At 72.5% G+C, this 16,763-nt stretch carries 14 protein-coding genes; 12 read left to right on the top strand and 2 right to left on the bottom strand.

Going from position 1 to position 16,763, the window contains the following annotated elements; genetic code table 11:
- Nucleotides 1-5 precede the first annotated feature (5 nt).
- The 5 genes from ACZ7FF_RS06440 to panD all read left to right on the top strand — a co-directional run bounded on the left by ACZ7FF_RS06440 (nucleotide 6) and on the right by panD (nucleotide 3,914).
- Complete coding sequence (locus ACZ7FF_RS06440; protein ID WP_470809990.1) at nucleotides 6-269, top strand: UBP-type zinc finger domain-containing protein; 264 nt, start codon at nucleotides 6-8, stop codon at nucleotides 267-269.
- Complete coding sequence (locus ACZ7FF_RS06435) at nucleotides 269-2,083, top strand: FAD-dependent oxidoreductase (RefSeq protein WP_470809988.1); 1,815 nt, start codon at nucleotides 269-271, stop codon at nucleotides 2,081-2,083. The genes ACZ7FF_RS06440 and ACZ7FF_RS06435 overlap by 1 nt, the downstream gene beginning before the upstream one ends.
- A gap of 48 nt (nucleotides 2,084-2,131) precedes the next feature.
- Nucleotides 2,132-2,632, top strand: a complete 501-nt coding sequence (locus ACZ7FF_RS06430) for an Hsp20/alpha crystallin family protein (protein WP_470809987.1) — start codon at nucleotides 2,132-2,134, stop codon at nucleotides 2,630-2,632.
- A gap of 90 nt (nucleotides 2,633-2,722) precedes the next feature.
- Nucleotides 2,723-2,857 carry a hypothetical protein gene (locus ACZ7FF_RS06425; RefSeq protein ID WP_470809985.1) on the top strand — a complete coding sequence of 45 codons (135 nt, stop codon included), beginning with the start codon at nucleotides 2,723-2,725 and terminating at the stop codon, nucleotides 2,855-2,857.
- 637 nt (nucleotides 2,858-3,494) lie between these two features.
- On the top strand, nucleotides 3,495-3,914 hold the full coding sequence (gene panD, locus ACZ7FF_RS06420; RefSeq protein WP_470809983.1) for an aspartate 1-decarboxylase: 420 nt from the start codon (nucleotides 3,495-3,497) through the stop codon (nucleotides 3,912-3,914).
- Between the two features lie 745 nt (nucleotides 3,915-4,659).
- Here panD and gndA read toward each other — a convergent pair.
- A complete protein-coding gene (gene gndA / locus ACZ7FF_RS06415; protein WP_470809982.1) occupies nucleotides 4,660-6,099 on the bottom strand; it encodes an NADP-dependent phosphogluconate dehydrogenase in 1,440 nt (479 codons plus the stop codon).
- Between the two features lie 271 nt (nucleotides 6,100-6,370).
- Between gndA and ACZ7FF_RS06410 the strand changes: the two genes are divergently transcribed.
- Nucleotides 6,371-7,546 carry a transglycosylase family protein gene (locus tag ACZ7FF_RS06410; RefSeq protein ID WP_470809981.1) on the top strand — a complete coding sequence of 392 codons (1,176 nt, stop codon included), beginning with the start codon at nucleotides 6,371-6,373 and terminating at the stop codon, nucleotides 7,544-7,546.
- On the opposite strand, the gene ACZ7FF_RS06405 is transcribed toward ACZ7FF_RS06410, so the two are convergent.
- Nucleotides 7,536-8,900 (bottom strand): DMT family transporter, encoded by a 1,365-nt coding sequence (locus ACZ7FF_RS06405; RefSeq protein ID WP_470809980.1) that lies wholly within the window; start codon nucleotides 8,898-8,900, stop codon nucleotides 7,536-7,538. The genes ACZ7FF_RS06410 and ACZ7FF_RS06405 overlap by 11 nt on opposite strands.
- A gap of 229 nt (nucleotides 8,901-9,129) precedes the next feature.
- Here ACZ7FF_RS06405 and ACZ7FF_RS06400 point away from each other — a divergent pair, with 229 nt between their 5' ends.
- From ACZ7FF_RS06400 to ACZ7FF_RS06375, 6 genes are all read left to right on the top strand, one after another.
- A complete protein-coding gene (locus tag ACZ7FF_RS06400) occupies nucleotides 9,130-9,876 on the top strand; it encodes a (2Fe-2S)-binding protein (RefSeq protein WP_470809978.1) in 747 nt (248 codons plus the stop codon).
- Between the two features lie 40 nt (nucleotides 9,877-9,916).
- Entirely contained in the window at nucleotides 9,917-11,104 is a 1,188-nt protein-coding gene (glgA, locus tag ACZ7FF_RS06395) for a glycogen synthase (protein ID WP_470809977.1), read from the top strand.
- A gap of 49 nt (nucleotides 11,105-11,153) precedes the next feature.
- Nucleotides 11,154-12,374, top strand: coding sequence for a glucose-1-phosphate adenylyltransferase (gene glgC, locus ACZ7FF_RS06390; protein ID WP_470809976.1), 1,221 nt, complete (start codon nucleotides 11,154-11,156; stop codon nucleotides 12,372-12,374).
- 16 nt (nucleotides 12,375-12,390) lie between these two features.
- Complete coding sequence (locus ACZ7FF_RS06385; RefSeq protein ID WP_470809974.1) at nucleotides 12,391-12,681, top strand: hypothetical protein; 291 nt, start codon at nucleotides 12,391-12,393, stop codon at nucleotides 12,679-12,681.
- 195 nt (nucleotides 12,682-12,876) lie between these two features.
- A complete protein-coding gene (locus ACZ7FF_RS06380) occupies nucleotides 12,877-15,198 on the top strand; it encodes a GH92 family glycosyl hydrolase (RefSeq protein WP_470809972.1) in 2,322 nt (773 codons plus the stop codon).
- Nucleotides 15,199-15,356: 158 nt separating this feature from the next.
- Nucleotides 15,357-16,688, top strand: a complete 1,332-nt coding sequence (locus tag ACZ7FF_RS06375; protein WP_470809971.1) for a wax ester/triacylglycerol synthase family O-acyltransferase — start codon at nucleotides 15,357-15,359, stop codon at nucleotides 16,686-16,688.
- Nucleotides 16,689-16,763 lie beyond the last annotated feature (75 nt).

Raw genomic sequence — 16,763 nt, 5'->3', positions numbered from 1 at the left:
TCCGGATGACCCTTCATGCAGACCCCCACCTCGCGCTTGTCCGGCCGGTCCAGCCGCTGACCCCAGAAGGGTGTCACGAGTGTCTGATGCTCGGCTCCCCGTGGGTCCACCTGAGGCTCTGCCTGACTTGCGGGCACGTCGGCTGCTGCGACTCCTCGCCGAACAAGCACGCGCGCAAGCACGCGGCTGCCGTCGCCCATCCGATCGTGCAGTCGTTCCAGCCCGGCGAGGAATGGCGCTGGTGCTACGTTCACGAGGCGTTCGTCTGATGTCCGGCGACCAGCCGCTGCCGGGCAGAGAACCGGTGCCGGAGGAAGCGGACGAGGCCGCCTTCTGGGAGACCCCGGACATCTACGGCGCGTATCCACGCCTCACGGAGGACCAGACAGCACGTCTGGCGGAGCACGGGCAACGCCGGACCATGGCTCCGAACGACGTGCTGATCCGGGAGGGGGAGCGCTGCGAGACGTTCTTCGTCGTCCTCAGCGGTACCGTCACCGTCGTCGAGGGCTACGGCACTCCCGAGGAGCACGTGCTGCGTGTGCACGGCCCCGGTCGCTTTATCGGTGAACTCGGCCTGCTGTACGGACAGGTGGCCTTCTACACCGCAGTCGCCAGGGAGCCGGGCGAGGTCCTTGTCGTCTCCTTGGACCAGTTGCGTCACCTGGTGTCCCATGACTCCACCATCGGGGACGTCGTGCTGCGCGCCTGTCTGGGCCGTCGTGCGCTGCTCGTCGGACAGGGCGCCGGCTTCCGCATCGTCGGCTCGCGCTATTCGCCCGACACCAGGCGGCTGCGCGAGTTCGCCGTCCGCAACCGGCTGCCGCATCGCTGGATCGACCTGGAGACCGACGACGAGGCCGAGGAGCTGCTGCGCCGCTTCGGCGTCGGCCCGGCGGAGACACCACTCGTCATCTGGCGGGACACCACCCTGTTGCGCAACCCCAGCAACGCGGAACTGGCCCGGCTCATCGGCCTGCCGTCACTACCCGCCGGAAACCGTCACGGCGACGTCCTCATCATAGGCTCCGGGCCCGCCGGCCTCGCCGCCGCGGTGTACGCCGCCTCCGAGGGCCTGAGCACCACCGTGGTGGAGGCGATGGCCACCGGCGGCCAGGCCGGCACGTCGTCCCGCATCGAGAATCTGCTCGGCTTCCCCTCCGGCATCTCCGGCGCCGAACTCACCGAACGCGCCGTGCTCCAGGCCGACAAGTTCGGCGCCAGGATCAGCCTTCCGCTGGAGGCGACCGGACTCCACCCCAAGGACGAGGACCACTACGTGGTGTCGTTCGCCGACGGCAGCGAGATCGCCGCCCGCGCCGTCGTCCTGGCCATGGGTGCCCGATACCGCCGGCTCCAGGTGCCCGGCATCGAGCGCCTGGAGGGAACGAGCGTGCACTACTCGGCGACCGTATACGAGGCCCAGCAGTGCCGCACCGACCCGGTGGCCGTCGTCGGCGGAGGCAACTCGGCGGGGCAGGCGGTGCTGTTCCTCGCCGGGTACGCGCCGAAGGTGCACCTGCTGGTCCGAGGAGCCAGCCTTGAGGCCAACATGTCCCGCTACCTGATCGACCAGATCGAGCGCCATCCACGGGTGGAGGTCATGCTGCACACCGAGGTCACCGAGGTCATCGGCCAGGAAGTGCTGGAGGAGCTCGACGTGGTCGACAATCGCACGGGCGGGCACCGCCGGCTCGCCGTACGGAGCCTGTTCGTCTTCACCGGCGCCGACCCCCACACCGAGTGGCTCGCCGGCACCATCGCCCTCGACTCCCGCGGCTTCGTCCTCACCGGTCCGGAGGCCCAGGAAGCCTGCGCCCACCCCGAGGTGTGGCACGGCCGCGGGCGCTCCTGCATGACCCTGGAGACCAGTCTGCCCGGGGTTTTCGCGGTAGGGGACGTCCGTAGCGGCTCGGTCAAGCGGGTGGCCTCCGCGGCCGGTGAGGGCGCGATGGCCATTCACTTCGTGCACCGGCACCTGGGGCAATCGGCCGTACCCGGCACCACGGACACGTCAGCTGTCGCGGGCCACTCGGACGTCTCCCCACGCATACGTCACAAGGAGTCCGCATGGCTCGCATGACGAATGGCGGACGACGAGATCACGAGAAGGAAGAGGGAGGCGATGGCGATGGCCATGCCCATCCGGCGCCACCGCGGTGGCGGTCTGCAGGAAAGGCCCGTCTGGGCACCCACCCCTCTCAATCCCCTGGTCGAGTTCGACGAACTGCTCAATCAGATGAGCGGCCTGCTGGAGTCGACGGTGGGCGCGGCACCCGCGGTTGCGTGGACGCCTCTCGCGGACGTGTCGGAGTCCGAGGACGCGTTCCACATAGAGATCGAACTCCCCGGAGTGAAGAGCAAGGACATTGACGTGGAGGCCAACGGTCCCGAACTCGTGGTCACCGGAGAGATCAAGGAGCGGGAGCGCAAGGGTGTCCTGCGCCGCAGCACCCGCCGCGTCGGAGCCTTCGAGTACCGTTTGCGGCTGCCCGGGGAACTGGACACCCACAAGATCAGGGCTGAGATGCAGGACGGAGTGCTCAGCATCACCGTCCCCAAGGCCGACGTCGCAAAGCCGCGACACGTCGAGATCACCGACACGAGTGAACGTACCGAGAGCAGCGGCTGAGACGCGAGCGCCGCGGTTCCGGGCACCCATCCGGGACTGCGGCCGGGCCGGCGAGGCTCGACACCCCTCACGGCGGTGGAGGCGCACTACGTGGCTCCCCACCGTCGGTGGTTCTTCCTGCTGGTCTCGCTGACCTTATTCGTGGCGTACGCGGGAGCGAACTCGGCCCGTCTGACGGTGAGCGAGGTCCTGAAAACTGCCGCACCCGCCGCCCGCCGCCGGTAGCAGGAGCGCGCGGAGCCCGCCGTCACCGTCCGGGCACCGGACCGGGCAGCATCCTGTACTCGCCGAGGATGGCCGGCACCGCGGGCACGGCAAGACGTACGTCCGCCATGGCCGGACAACGCCTCGACGACGAGATCGAACAGCCGCCAGGCGCCCGAAGTACTGCCGGAGGCGCTGGAGGCCGTGGGGGACCTCAACCCGGCGCAATGCCGCAAGAGCGTCGTGGATCAGTTCCCGCCGGATGCCACGCCGTCCGAGGATTCGAGTCCCACGCCGTCACGCTGGTGGCGTCGCTCATCCTCGGCAAGACGGCTTTCGGCCCGTCCGGCCTGGCGTTCCCCTGCTCGTGCCTGCGATATGCGTGGTCACGGCGGGCATCGGCGTCCTGACCGTCATAACTGACGTATCGTCAAGCTAGTCAGCGTTCGATCAGCATCAGTCCCCAGAGGGTCTTCCTGGCAGACGTCTGGTCGGCGGGTTCACAACGGCCTGGCTCGCACGGAAGCCCAGGCAGGGAGCCTGCTCGCAGAGTGAAGCGATGTTCCTCACAAACATCGACTCCTGCGTGCCGGTGTAGGGTGGAGAACGCCCTTGACCTGCACAAAGCAGGCAGGGAGCCGTCTTCCAGGAGTCCAAAGTGCTGCGTACTCTGTTCAAGTCCAAGATCCACCGTGCCACCGTCACCCAGGCCGACCTGCACTACGTGGGATCGGTGACCATCGACGCGGACCTCCTCGACGCCGCCGACCTGCTGCCGGGCGAGCTCGTGCACATCGTCGACATCACGAACGGCGCCCGGCTGGAGACGTACGTCATCGAGGGCGAGCGCGGATCGGGTGTCATCGGCATCAACGGGGCGGCGGCACATCTCGTGCACCCCGGCGACCTGGTGATCATCATCAGCTACGCCCAGGTCTCCGACGCGGAGGCGCGTGCGCTGCGGCCGCGGGTCGTGCACGTCGACGGCGACAACCGGATCGTCACCCTGGGTGCCGACCCCTCCGAGCCGGCGCCCGGCACCGACCAGGAGCGCGCCCCGCACTCCGTACCGGCCTGAGTGGACCCGGGGTGGACCGGTCGCCGCTGGTCCGGTGCCGCCGCCGGATGAGTGGCCGAGCGGCGGTCGGGTAGGCGGGGGAGTAGTCCAGAGGCGACGTCCAGCGACCGCGCGGAGGCCCCGATGACGAACCCGCAACCCGACCCCGTCACGCCGGGACCGGCACCGGACCCGTACCCCAGCCCGGTACCGCCTCCGGAGCCGGGCCCCGGCCCCGCACCCACGCCACCCCCACCGGGCCCCCGCCCGACCCCCACACCGCCCCCTCCGGGCCCCGGCCCGACCCCGCCGGATCCCTCACCGTCCCCGATCCCCCCGGGCCCGGAACCCGTACCGCCCCCGGAACCGGGCCCACCCCTGACCTGAAACCACCATCAGCCCAACGCGCGCCCCACAGGGGCGCGGGGAACTGCGCGCCCGGCCACGACGGACCCGCAGCCGAGGCACCAAGATCCCCGCCCCGCACGTGAAACCACCGTCAGCCCAAGGCGCGCCCCACAGGGGCGCGGGGAACTGCGCGCTCAGCCACGACGGACCCGCAGCCGGGACGCCAGGGCCTCCGCCCCGCACGTGAAACCACCGTCAGCCAAAGGGGCGCGGGGAACTGCGCGCTCAGCCACGACGGACCCGCAGCCTGGGCACCAGGGCCTTCGCCCCGCACGTGAAGCCACCGTGAGGCGCGCCCGGCCACGACCTACCCGCAGCCGGGACGCCACGGCCCCGCCCCCAGAAGCAACACGGAAAGCTACGCCGACACCTCGGACCGGTCGCCGCCCCACAGCGTGTGGAACGAGCCGTCCCGGTCCACCCTCCGGTACGTGTGCGCGCCGAAGAAGTCCCGCTGCCCCTGCGTGAGCGCCGCGGGCAGCCGCTCGGCGCGCAGTGCGTCGTAGTACGCCAGCGCCGCCGAGAACCCGGGCGTCGGCACCCCCTGCCGCGTCGCGGCGACCAGCACCTCGCGCCAGTCGTCCTGCGCCGCCGCGATCTCCTGCGCGAACGTCTCGTCCGACAGCAGGCTCGGCAGGTCGGCGCGGGCGTCGTACGCGGCGCGGATGCGGTCGAGGAAGGCCGCGCGGATGATGCAGCCGCCGCGCCAGATGGAGGACACCGCACCCAGGTCGATGTCCCAGCCGTACTCCTCGCTCCCCGCCGCGATCTCGTGGAAGCCCTGCGTGTACGACACGATCTTGGACGCGTACAGCGCCTGCTCCACCCGGTCCGCGAAGGCCGCCGCCTCCGCCTCCCCCAGCGGGGACGCCGTCGGCCCGGCCAGGCCGCGCGAGGCCTCCCGCAGGGCCGCGTGCCCGGACAGGGAGCGGGCGAAGACCGCCTCCGCGATGCCGGAGACCGGGACGCCGAGGTCGAGCGCGATCTGCACCGTCCAGCGCCCGGTGCCCTTCTGCTCGGCCTGGTCCACCACCACGTCCACGAACGGCTTGCCGGTCGCCGCGTCCACGTGGGACAGCACCTCGGCGGTGATCTCGATCAGGTAGGAGTCGAGCCGCCCGGTGTTCCAGGTGCGGAAGATCTCGGCGATCTGCGCGGGGGAGTACCCGGCGACGTCGCGCAGCAGCTGGTAGGCCTCGCCGATCAGCTGCATGTCGGCGTACTCGATGCCGTTGTGGACCATCTTCACGAAGTGCCCGGCGCCGTCGGGGCCGCAGTGCGTGACGCAGGGGGCGCCGTCCGCGGCCTTCGCGGAGATCTTCTCCAGCATCGGGCCCAGGGACTCGTACGACTCCTTCGAGCCGCCCGGCATGATGCTCGGCCCGTGCAGCGCGCCCTCCTCGCCGCCGGAGACGCCCGTGCCCACGAAGTGGATGCCCCGCTCACGCAGCTCCCGCTCCCGGCGCCGGGTGTCCGCGAAGTGCGCGTTGCCACCGTCGATGATCACGTCGCCGGGCTCCAGCAGCGGGGCGAACTCCTGGATCACCGCGTCCGTCGGATCGCCGGCCTTCACCATGATCATCAGGCGGCGTGGGCGCTCCAGCGCCGCCACGAACTCCTTGGCGGACTCGGTCGCGACGAAGTCCCCCTCGCCCCCGAACTCCTCCACCAGCGCCTGCGTCCGCGCCACCGTACGGTTGTGCACCGCGACCGTGTAGCCGTTGCGCGCGAAGTTGCGGGCGAGGTTGCGCCCCATGACCGCGAGGCCCGTGACACCGATCTGCGCTGAAGTGCTCATACCGCCTGCTCCCTAGCTGCCTCGTGACTACGGCTCCGTCAGTACGGGCCCTCGCCCATCCTGACGTGCCGTTCCGGCGAGCGCACATCCGACCCGCCAGGCATGTGTACGCGGCGAGGGCGCCGTCGGCCTCAGTCCCCGGGGAATCAGGACAAGGAACGCCCGATACCGGCCACTTGACGACTGTCGGAGGCCGGATTTCCGTCTTGTCATGGCCTGTTCGCGGCGCTTACTTTTGCCCCTCCTGACGCATGCCGAGGGGACATCGGACATGGCCGTACGCGGCCGGCATCGCCGGTACCAGCCCAACAGGATCAACCGTGCCTCACTGACCGTCACGGCGGGCGGCGCCGGCCTCGCGATCCCGCTGGTCGCCGCCGGCAGCGCCGACGCCGCCGAGGCGTCCACCTGGAACAAGGTCGCCGCCTGCGAGTCCAGCGGCGACTGGAGCATCAACACCGGCAACGGCTACTACGGCGGGCTGCAGTTCACCCAGTCCACCTGGGAGGCGTACGGCGGCACCCGGTACGCGCCGCGCGCCGACCTGGCGACCAGGGCCGAGCAGATGGCCGTCGCCGAGAAGGTGCTCGACGCGCAGGGGCCCGGCGCCTGGCCGGTGTGCTCGGTGCGGGCCGGGCTGAACAGGGGCGGACCCGGCTCCGAGCCGCACACCGAGAGCGCCACGACCCGGCCCGCGAGATCCGGCGCGGTGCGGGAGGTGCAGCCGACGACCACCCCCCAGTCCCGCGCGGGCCTGGCCAAGATGTACACGGTGGTGCACGGCGACACCCTCTCCGGCATCGCCCGCGCGCACCAGGTCCAGGGCGGCTGGCGGCAGCTCTACGCGGACAACCGCGCCACCGTCGGCGCCGATCCCGATCTCATCCTGCCGGGCGAGCGGCTCGGCCTGGGCGCCACCGTCGCGCCCGGCACCCGCACCAAGTCGCCGGGGAAGAAGGCGCCTTCGGAGACCTCGCACAAGGCGGCCCCGCACAAGGAGACCGCCCACAAGAAGGCCCCGCACGGGTCCCCGTCGACCGGCCACTCCTTCGTCGCCCCGGTCGACGCGCCCATCGGCACCGGTTACCACGTGGGCGGGTCGCACTGGTCGAAGGGCTACCACACGGGGATCGACTTCCTGGTGCCGACCGGAACCTCCGTGAAGGCGGCGGGGGCCGGGCAGGTGGTGGCCGCCGGATGGGGTGGCGCCTACGGCTACCAGGTGGTGATCCGGCACGCCGGCGGCCGCTACACCCAGTACGGCCATCTGTCGGCGATCTCCGTGCGGGTCGGCCAGACCGTCGGCACGGGCCAGCGCATCGGCCGCTCCGGGGCCACCGGAAACGTCACGGGCCCGCATCTGCACTTCGAGGTGCGGACGGGGCCCGGCTTCGGCACGGACATCGACCCGATCGCCTATCTCCGGACCGTGGGCGTCACGATCTGACGCGCGCTCGCCGCCGTTCCAGCAGTACCGGCAGCGGTACGGCGGCGCTCGCGGGGAGCGCGGTGTACGACGCCGGAAGCATGCCGGCGCCGGACGCCTCGGCCCCGCGGGCACGCTCCGCGCCGCCGCCCGGCGCCGGGGCGAGCAGATCCCGCAGGCCGGGCTCGGCCTTCCGCATGCCGCCGTCCGGTGCCGGGGCGAGCAGGTCCCGCAGGTCCGTTGTTCCGGGATCCTCCGCGCCGTGGTCCTCCGGGGCCGGGGCGAGCGCGGTGTCCCCCGGCGCCGGGGCGAGCAGGTCCCGCAGGCCGGGCCGGGTGTCCTGGGCGCCGTCACCCGGTGCCGGGGCGAACAGATCGCGCACGCCCGGCCCTGTTTCCCACGGGCTCAGCGGCCCGGGCTCGGGCTCGGGTTCGGCGAGGAGCGCGTCGCGCGCGGCGGGCTCCAGCGCGGGCACCCGCTGCTGCGGCACCCCGAGGAGCGTCTCCCCGGCGGTGACCTCCGCTGCGTCCGGTGCCGGTGCGGGCGGTGCCGTGCGCTCGATCCGTTCCGTCGTCAGCATGATCAGGCCGCCCGCCGCCAGCACACCGCAGCCCAGCGCCAGCGCGGTGCCCGTGGCGCCGTACCGGAACGTCTCGCCGAACATCAGGATGCCGACCGCGGCGGCCAGCACCGGGTTGACCACCGTCAGGGTGGCGAGCGGTGCGGCGAGACCGCCGCCCTGGTAGGAGGCCTGGGAGAGCAGGACGCCCGCGGCTCCGAAGACGCCGATCAGCGCGAGCGAGGACAGGTCGCCGAGGCCGCCGCTCCAGTCGACGGCCACGGTCTTGGTGAACACCGAGGACATGCCGAACGCCGTGCCGCAGGCGGCGGCGAGCAGCACGCTGCGCACCGCCGGATGCCGGTGGGCCGCCCGGCCCGCGCACATCAGCGCCACGACCGCGCCGCCGGTGACCAGCGCGACCCCCGCCCGCTGGGCCGTACCGAGCGCGTGGTCGTCGGACGAACCGACCAGGGACAGCAGACCGGCGAGGCCCACCGTGGCCATCACGGCGCCCCGCCAGGCGGTCGCCCCGGCCCTGCGTCCGAAGCACAGCGCCGCCAGGGGTAGGGCGAACACGATGGTCAGCGCGCCGAGCGGCTGGACGATGCTGAGCGGGCCGTAGGCCAGCGCCACCACGTGCAGCAGTCCGCCGAGACCGTTGAGTGCCAGCGCGCCCCACCAGCTCGGCCGGCGCAGCGGAAGGTACGCGCTGCCGGGGGAGGCCACCGCGACCCGCTCCTGCACGATCGCGCCGCCCGCGTAGGCGAGGGCGGACACGAACGACAGCAGCACGGACAGCGCGAGGGCGCTCATCGGCGTCTCCTCTGCGTACGGTGGGGGCGCTCGGCCCGGCGCGACGTACGGTCGGCTTGCATGAGCAACACTCTGCCCGCCCGCGAACGTCCCGTCGTCGTCCCTGAGCACGCAATGCGTCCTACTACCGATGGAGTACACCAGTCGTGCGATCATCCCCTGGACGGGTGACGCGGGGTGGAGACCCTCGGGGTCCGGTCTCCGATCGCACCTGGTACCAGTGTCTTTCGTGGACCTCGACCCCGAACTCGCCGCGCTCCGTCCCCTAGGGGGATTCTTCGTCCTGCGCACGGCCCCGCCCGCAGGCGCACCGGATCGCGCCCGGCTGCCGACCCTCGCAGGGGCCTACGAGGGGGTGGCGCCCGAGGACGCGCTGGCGTCGCGTGTCACGACGGTCGCGGAGCGCCTGCGCGCCCCCGAGCCGCGGGTCGCCGCCTCGATCGGCCAGCAGGGGCTGGCCGCGCGGCTGTGGTCGGTGTCCCTCGGCTGCGCCGTCCTGTACGGCCGGCTGCCCGACCTGGACCCGCGCCTGCTCCGCTGGGACGCCACCGCGTCCGCCCCCGACGACCTGTGGCTCACCGAGGTCCGCCCCCGCCCCCGGCCCGGGGACGCGGCCGACCTCGCCGACGCCGTGCTGCACGGTCATCTGGAACCCCTGGGGGAGGCCCTGCGGGAGCGGTACGGCGTCGCGGCGGGCCTGCTGTGGGGCAACGCCGGCTCCGCGCTCGCCGGTGCGGCCCGGGAACTGGACCGCTGGGCCCGCGCACACGGCCGTGCCGACGTGGCGCGGCGGGCCCGCGACCTCACCGGCGAACTCCTCGCGCACCCCCTGCTGCGCGCCACCGGCACCCGCACCGGGACGGCCTTCCGCCGCCGCAGCTGCTGCCTGTACTACCGGGTGCCCGGCGGCGGGGTCTGCGGCGACTGCTGCTTCGTCCGGCCACCGCGGTCTTCCCCGAGCGCCCCATCTGGGTGACCATGAAGGGGATCTGCCGCCGAGCCCAGGGGGTTGTCGGGTGCGAGTGGGACTGCTGACCCGGGAGTACCCCCCGGACGTGTACGGCGGCGCCGGTGTCCATGTGGAGTTCCTGGCGCGCGAGTTGGCCTCGCTGGTGGACCTGGAGGTGCACTGCTGGGGCGAGGGCCGTGGGGTGGGCGTCGTACGCCACCGGCCCTGGTCCGTGCTCGACGGCTCCAACGACGCGCTGCGCACCTTCTCCGTGGACCTCTCCATCGCCGCCGCCCTCCAGGGCCGCGAACTCGTCCACTCCCACACCTGGTACGCGGGCCTCGCCGGCCATCTCGCCAAGATGCTGTACGGCGTCCCGCACGTGGTGACCGCCCACTCGCTGGAGCCGCTGCGCCCCTGGAAAGCCGAGCAACTGGGCGGCGGATACGCGCTGTCGAGCTGGGCCGAGCGCTCGGCGGTGGAGGCGGCCGACGGGGTGATCGCCGTCTCCACCGCGATGCGCGACGACATCCTCGGCTGCTATCCGGCGCTGGACCCGGACCGGGTGCACGTGGTCCACAACGGCATCGACACCCGTCTCTACCGGCCGGACCACGGCACCGACGCGCTCGTCCGGCACGGCATCGACCCGGCACGCCCGTACGTCCTGTTCGTCGGCCGGATCACCCGGCAGAAGGGCGTTCCCCATCTGCTGCGCGCGGTACGGAACATCGACCCCGGCGCGCAGGTCGTGCTGTGTGCGGGCGCGCCCGACACCCCGGAGATCGACCGGGAGTTCCGGGAGCTGTTCGAGGAGCTGAGCCGGGTCCGGCCGGGCGTGTTCTGGATCCCGCAGATGCTGCCGCGCCCGGAAGTGGTCCAACTCCTCACCCGGGCAGCGGTGTTCGTCTGTCCGTCGGTGTACGAACCGCTCGGCATCGTCAACCTCGAGGCGATGGCCTGCGGCACGCCCGTGGTGGCCTCCCGGGTGGGCGGGATCCCCGAGGTCGTGGCCGACGGCAGCACCGGGCTCCTGGTCGACGTGGGGGACACGGGGGACCCGGGGGACGCCGCGGACGACCCGAGCGGCTTCGAGGCGGGCCTCGCGCGGGCGCTGGACAGCGTCCTCGGCGACCCGGAGGGGGCCCGCAGGATGGGGGAGGCCGGACGGGCGCGCGCGGTGGGCGAGTTCGGCTGGGACGCGGTGGCCCGCCGTACGGCCGCGCTGTACGAGGAGATCCTCAAGCAGGCTTAGTCCGGCCCGCTCGGGGCATCCATGGTTATCCAGGGTGAGGGGAGCGGCCATGCGTCGTGGTGGGCCTTCGGTTCTCGGGATCGTTCTGGCGGGCGGGGAGGGCAAACGCCTGATGCCGCTGACCGCCGACCGGGCGAAACCCGCGGTCACCTTCGGCGGCACCTACCGGCTCGTCGACTTCGTGCTGTCCAACCTCGTCAACGGCGACATCCTGCGCATCTGCGTGCTGACCCAGTACAAGTCGCACTCGCTGGACCGGCACATCACCACCACCTGGCGGATGTCCAGCCTGCTCGGCAACTACGTCACGCCGGTCCCGGCCCAGCAGCGGCTCGGCCCGCGCTGGTACCTGGGCAGCGCCGACGCGATCCTGCAGTCCCTGAACCTGGTGCACGACGAACAGCCCGAGTACGTCGCCGTGTTCGGCGCCGACCACGTCTACCGCATGGACCCCCGGCAGATGGTGCGCCAGCACATCGAGGGCGGCGCGGGCGTGACGGTGGCCGGGATCCGTGTGCCGCGTTCGGAGTCCTCCTCGTTCGGCGTGATCACCCCCGGCTCGGACGGCCTTACGGTGGAACGCTTCCTGGAGAAGCCGGCCGCGCCGCCCGGACTGGCGGACGACCCGGAGTGCGTCTTCGCCTCGATGGGCAACTACGTCTTCACGACCAAGGCCCTCGTCGAGGCGCTGCACCGGGATGCCGAGGACAGCCAGTCGGTGCACGACATGGGCGGCTCGATCCTGCCCCAGCTCACCGCCCGCGGCGAGGCCCGGCTGTACGACTTCAGCGACAACCACGTGCCCGGCGAGACCACCCGCGACCAGGGCTACTGGCGGGACGTGGGCACCCTGGACGCCTACTACGAGGCCCACATGGACCTCATAGCCGAGCGTCCCGCGTTCAACCTCTACAACCGCCAGTGGCCGGTCTACACCCACTCGGGCCAGCTCTCCCCGGCCCGTTTCAACGCGGGCGGCATCGCGAGCGAGTCCATCATCAGCGCGGGCTGCCTGATCCGCGGTCAGGTCAGCAGGTCGGTGCTCTCCCCGGGGGTCCGGGTCGACCCGGGCGCGGTGGTCCAGGGCTCGGTGCTGCACGACAACGTCCGCATCGGCCGGGGCGCCGTCGTCCGCGGTGCCGTGCTGGACAAGAACGTCGAGGTCCCGCCCGGTGCCACGATCGGCGTCAACCCCGAGCGGGACGCCGAGCTGTACACCGTGTCCAAGGGCGGGGTCATAGCCCTGGGGAAGGGACAGCGGGTGCCGTAGGGATAGGCTGCCCGGCATGCGTTGCGGGATATGCGGCTCCGGCCGGCTGAGTCCGGTCGGGCAGCTCACCTCGGGCGAACGGGCCTTCGAGCGCCTGCGCCTGAAGTTCCGCCGGCCGGGTCTCCTCAAGCCCAGGCCGACGTTCGAGGCCGGCTTCGCGCGGGCCTGCCGGGACTGCGGGGCCCTGATCCCCTTCCTCGACGAGTACGACCGGCGGGAGCTGGACGCGACCGCCGACGAACTGGCCGACGTGGATGACGCGCCGTCCGGCCCCGGTGCCATCGACCGGCCGGAGCCGGCCGCGTAGCACCGACGGCGCGTCAGCCCTCTCCGCACTGGTGTCCGCACCGCGCAGACCCGCTCCGACCAGTGTCCTTTGCCGTTCGGCACCCGTTTGCCTTTGTGCGACGCGTTTCGCGTAATCCCCCTGGGATGCCCGGATTTGCGTCGTTCGCCCTTCACGATGCAGGCAACGATGTCGAACCTTCGGAGGTCATCCGACATGAGAGGGACCCGGCGCACCCGGCTCTGTCTGGCAGGGGTGATGGCAGCGTCCGCGCTGATCGCCCACCCCGCCGCACAGGCCGCCGAGCGGACCGACGGCCACCTCACCGACCTGGTCAACCCCTTCATCGGGAGCCAGGACGAGGGCAACACCTTCCCCGGCGCGACCGTGCCCTTCGGCATGGTGCAGCTCTCCCCCGACACCGGACACAGCACCGGCTACGACTACACGCAGAACCGGGTCCGCGGCTTCTCGCTGGTCCATCTCTCGGGGGTCGGCTGCCGCATCGGCGGCGATCTGCCCGTGCTCCCCACCACCGGCGACGTCACCCGGACGGACGACACCCAGTACGCCGTCGCCTTCTCCCACCGGGACGAGCAGGCGAGCCCCGGCTACTACCGCGTCGGCCTCGCCTCCGGCATCCGCGCCGAGCTGACCGCCACCGGGCGCACCGGTGTGCAGCGCTACACCTTCCCGGCCACCGACAAGGCCAACGTCCTGCTGAACGCGGCCCAGTCGCTGCACAAGCCGGCCGGCAGCACGGTCGAGATCCTCGACGACCACACGGTGCGCACGGAGATCACCGGGCACGGCTTCTGCCGTGACACCGGCCCGTACACGCTCTACACGATCACCCGCTTCAGCCGGCCCTTCACCGCGTACGGCACCTGGAGCGGCTCGGTGCTCACCCCCGGCGCCCGCACCGGGCGCGGCGGCGCCTACGTCCGGTTCGACACCACCAGGGACCGCACCGTCGAGGCGACCACCGCCCTGTCGTACGTCGACGCGGCCGGCGCCGCCGGCAACCTGCGCGCCGAGGGTGGCCGGTCCTTCGACGCCGTGCGCGGCCGGGCCCGCGGGGCCTGGGAGGCGAGGCTGGCCGACGTGCGCGTCCAGGGCGGCACCGACACGCTGCGCCGTACGTTCTACTCCTCGCTGTACCGCTCGTTCCTCGCGCCCAACATCGGCAGCGACGCCGACGGCCGCTACTTCGGCTGGGACCGCCGGGTCCACCGCGCGAAGGGGTTCACGTACTACCAGAACTGGTCGCTGTGGGACACCTACCGCACCCAGGTCCAGCTGCTCGCCCTGCTCGCGCCGCGCGAGTCACGGGACATGGCCCGGTCGGTGGTCGCGATCGACACGGACGGCGGCTGGCTGCCCAAGTGGGGGTACGGCCCGGTCGAGACGAACGTCATGAGCGGTGACCCGGTCACCCCGTTCCTGACCACCGCCTACCGGATGGGCCTGCTGAAGGGCTTCGAGGAGCGGGCCTACCGCGCGCTGCGCAAGAACGCCGACGGCGTGCCGCCCGCCGCGTACCCGGGCATCGGCCGGGAGGCCAACGCCGAGTACGTCGCTCATGGTTTCGCCCCCTTCGTCAAGGACCGCCCGCTCGCCAAGATGGGCGACTCCGACTACCACCACGGCGCTTCGGTGACCCTGGAGTACGCCCTCGCCGACGCCATGCTGGCCCAGATGGCCCGCGGCCTCGGGCACCCGGCCGACGCCGCCCGGTACGCGGCCCGGTCGCGCAACTACCGGAACATCTTCGACCCCTCCACCGGCTTCTTCCGGGCCCGCGACGCCACCGGCGCCTTCACCGGCTCACCCGACCCGGCGCGCGGCACCGGCTTCCACGAGGGCACCGCCTGGCAGTACCAGTGGCTCGTCCCGCAGGACCTGCCGGGCATGGTGCGCCTGATCGGCGGCACGCGCGCGGCCAACGCCCGGCTGGACTCGTTCTTCGCCTACGACCGGCTGCTCGCCGCCCCGGCGAGGACGGCCCGCGAGGTGTGGGTGCACGGAGACCCGTACGCCTACTACAACGCCGCCGTGTACAACCCGATGAACGAGCCCGACCTCATCGCGCCGTACACGTACCTCTCCACCGGCCAGCCCTGGAAGACCACGGACGTCGTGCACGCCGCACTGACCCTGTTCACAGACGGTCCCACCGGCATCACGGGCAACGACGACCTCGGCACGATGTCCGCCTGGAACGTGCTGTCGTCCATCGGGCTCTTCCCGATCCAGCCCGGCTACGACACCTGGGGCCTGTCCACCCCGGTCTTCGACCGCGTCGACCTCGCCCTGGACCGCCGCTACTGGCCGAACGGCCGGCTGACCGTCACCGCGCCCGGCACCTCGGCCCGCGACCGCTACGTCCAGGGCGTGCGCACCGACGGGGCACCGCACGGACGGACCTATCTGACGACGCGTGCGCTGCGCTCGCTGCACTCGCTCGCGTTCACGGTCGGCCCGCGCCCGTCGGAGTGGGGTACGTCACCCGGCGCGGCACCACCGGTGCTGAAGTGACCTCAGGCGCCTCTTGTGTCCCACCCCTCTCAGAGGGGTGGGACATGGGGCGGAGCTTAATCTGCTGTTAACTGAGCGTAGCCTGATCGTACTTGACCGTAATCGTCAGTCAGGGATTGACTGCAGATCCATACTTCGTCGACGCGCGAGGCAAGCCCTTGACTTCCGACCTGCTCGCTCCCCTCGACCTGGCCTTCTGGAACATGGAGTCCGACCGGCACCCGATGCACCTCGGCGCACTCGGCGTCTTCGGCGCGCACTCGCCCACCGCGGGCGCGCACGCTGCCGACCTGCTCGCCGCGCGTGCCGCCGCCGTGCCGGGGCTGCGCATGCGCATCCGCGACGTCTGGCAGCCGCTCGCCTTCGGCGGCGCCGCCCGCGAGGCCGACCCGGACTTCGATCCGCTGAACCACGTACGGCTGCACGCCCCGACCGCCGACTTCCACGCGGCCGCCGGACGGCTGATGGAACGGCCGCTGGAGCGCGGCCGGCCGCCGTGGGAGGCGCACGTCCTGCCGGGCGAGGACGGGGTCTCCTTCGCCGTGCTCTTCAAGTTCCACCACGCGCTCGCCGACGGGCTGCGCGCGCTGAAGCTCGCCGCCGGCGTCCTCGACCCGGTGGACCTGCCCGAGCGCGCGCCCCGCGCCGTCGAGCCGCCGCGCGGGCTGCTGCCCGACGTGCGCAGGCTGCCCGCGCTGGTCCCGGGACTGGTCCGGGACGCGCTGTCCGACGTCGGCCGGGCCCTGGACATCGGCACCTCCCTCGCCCTGTCCACCCTCCGCATGCGCCCGACCTCCGCGCTGACCTCCGCGCCCAGCGGCACCCGCCGCACCGCGGGCGTCGTCCTCGACATCGACGACGTGCACCGGGTCCGCAAGACCGTCGGCGGCACCGTGAACGACGTGCTCATCGCCGTGGTCGCCGGCGCGCTGCGGCGCTGGCTGGACGAGCGCGGCGACGGCAGCGAGGGCGTGGCGCCCCGCGCGCTCATCCCGGTCTCCCGGCGCCGCCCGCGCACCGCCCAGCCACAGGGCAACCGGCTCTCCGGCTACCTGATACGGCTTCCCGTGGACGAGGCGGACCCGCTCGACCGCCTCGCCACCGTGCGCACCGCGATGGTCCGCAACAAGGACGCGGGGCCCAACCGGGGCGCCGGTGCCGTCGCGCTGCTCGCCGACCACGTCCCGGCCCTCGGGCACCGGCTCGGCGGGCCGCTGGTCGGCCAGGCCGCGCGGCTGTGGTTCGACATCCTGGTGACGAGCGTGCCGCTGCCCGGGCTCGGGCTGCGGCTGGGCGGGCACGAGCTGACCGAGGTCTATCCGCTGGCCCCGCTCGCCCCCGGCCAGTCGCTGGCGGTCGCGATCTCCACGTACCGCGGCCACGTGCACTACGGGCTCGTCGCCGACGCACAGGCCGTGCCGGACCTGGACCGGCTCGCGCACGCGGTGTCGGCCGAGGTGGAGGCGCTGCTGGCGGCCTGCGACTACTGAGCGTCCCGGCCCGCGGACCGCCTCAGGAGTCCCACCCGCCCCACCCGTTACGCCTCCGGCGCCGGGCGGGGCGGG

This window comes from Streptomyces sp. NPDC037126, from assembly GCF_055605965.1.
Note: the sequence above shows the minus strand (reverse complement) of the source record. Positions and strands in the feature narration are given on the sequence as shown.